The sequence below is a fragment of the Streptomyces sp. SID486 genome, assembly GCF_009865385.1.
Classification (GTDB): Bacteria; Actinomycetota; Actinomycetes; order Streptomycetales; family Streptomycetaceae; genus Streptomyces.
Map to the genome: position 1 here is coordinate 1 of NZ_WWJT01000443.1, position 2162 is coordinate 2162.

Here is a 2162-nt window from a genome sequence, read left to right on the forward strand (position 1 = left end):
CGCGTCGACCTGCCCACCTACGCCTTCCAGCGTGACCGCTTCTGGCTGGAGACCACCGGTGCGGTGGTGAGCCACAACGCCGCTGCCGGTCTGGGGCTCGGGTCCGCGGACCACCCCCTCCTCGGAGCGGTCGTCGCGCTGGCCGACGCGGACGGGTTCCTGCTGACGGGACGGCTGTCCGTGCGTACGCACCCGTGGCTGGCTGATCACGCGGTGGCCGAGACGACGCTGCTGCCGGGGACGGCGTTCGTGGAGCTGACGCTGCGCGCCGGGGACGCGGTCGGATGTGACCGGCTGGAGGAACTCACGCTGGAAGCACCGCTGGTGCTGCCCGACAACGGTGCCGTACAGGTGCAGCTGACGGTCGGCGGGCCGGACGTGTCCGGTCGGCGGCCGGTGGCGGTGTACTCGCGTCCGGAGGACGCGCCCGAGGCAGCCTGGACGCGGCACGCCACCGGCACGCTGACCGACAGCCGGGCCGGAGGCGGTGCGGAGGAGGCCGCGGTCGCCGCCGAACTCGGCGTCTGGCCGCCGGCCGGCGCCGAACCGGTCGCGGTGGACGGCCTGTACGAGGGTCTCGCGGCCATGGGGCTGCAGTACGGCGCCGCCTTCCAGGGCGTACGGGCGGCTTGGCGGCGAGGCGACGAGGTGTTCGCCGAAGTCGCCCTCGCCGAGGAGCAGCGAGCCGAGGCGGGCCGCTTCGGTCTGCACCCCGCACTGCTGGACTCCGCCCTGCACGCCATGGCGTCGGGACCGGACGACGCGGAGCGCAGCGAGGGTGAACGGCGTGCCGGGCTTCCGTTCGTCTGGAGCGGGGTGTCCCTGTTCGCCACGGGCGCCGACGCGCTGCGCGTCCGGCTCGCTCCCGCCGGAGCGGACGCGGTCTCCGTGTTCGTCGCCGACACCACGGGGGCGCCGGTCGCGGCTGTGACGTCCCTGGTGACGCGCGCCGTGGCCCCCGGACGGCTGGGGGACACGGCACGCATCACCGACGAGGCGCTGTTCCGAGTCGTATGGCGCGAGATCGCGCTGCGTACCCCGGCATCGTCCCCGACAACCCTGGTCTGCGCGGACCTGGAGGAGCTGCGGACCGCCGTGGCGGCGGGAGCGGAGACAGCACCGGACGTGGTGCTGGCCTCCTTCACGACACGCACGGCCGACACCGACGCAGACGCCGACGGCATCGCTACGGACGCTGTCGATCCGGCGGTTGTGCGGTCGGTGACGCTCGGTGCGCTGGAGTCGTTGCAGGCGTGGCTGGCCGAGGAGCGGTTGGCCGGGTCCCGGTTGGTCGTGGTGACCCGGGGAGCGGTGTCCGCCGTGCCGGGTGAGGACGTGACCGATCCGGCGGCTGCGGCGGTGTGGGGACTGGTGCGGTCGGCGCAGGCCGAGCATCCGGACCGGTTCGTCCTTCTGGACCTGGACGGGCAGGAACTGTCCGGTGACACGCTGGAGTCCGTGCTCGCCAGCGGAGAGCCGCAGATCGCCATGAGGTCGGGAGAAGCCCTTGCCCCGAGGCTGGCGCGCACCACCGCCACGCCCCTGACGGAGCCCGGCTCCGGACCCGACTCCGAGCCCGGCTCGGCGGCCGCGCCGCATGGCACCTGGAACCCGGACGGTACCGTGCTGCTGACGGGCGCCACGGGCACGCTGGGCGCTCTCGTCGCGCGACACCTGGTCACCGAGCACGGCGTACGGCATCTGCTGCTGGTCTCCCGACGCGGCCGTACGGCACCGGGCGCGGCGGAACTCGCCGATTCCCTTACCGGTCTGGGAGCCACCGTGACGGTCGCCGCCTGCGACGCCGCCGACCGGGCCGGACTCGCCGAGCTGCTGCGGACCGTGCCCGCCGAGCACCCGCTGACCGCGGTCGTGCACGCGGCCGGCGTCCTGGACGACGGTGTCATCGAGTCACTGACCCCGGACCAGGTCGAAGCGGTCCTGCGGCCGAAGGTGGACGCGGCCGTCCACCTCCACGAGCTGACCCGGGACCTCGACCTCGCCGCCTTCGTGCTCTTCTCCTCCGCCGCCGGAACGTTCGGCGGCGCCGGGCAGGGCAACTACGCGGCGGCGAACGCCTTCGTCGACGCCCTGGCCGCGCACCGCCGTGCCCACTGCCTGCCCGCGGTCTCGCTGGGCTGGGGCTTCTGGGCCGAACGCAG

1 protein-coding gene is annotated in these 2162 nt (G+C 74.3%); it reads left to right on the forward strand.

The features are described 5' to 3' along the window. The coding region (locus GT045_RS20805; protein WP_161335080.1) for a type I polyketide synthase at positions 1–2162 on the forward strand (2162 nt) is incomplete at both ends.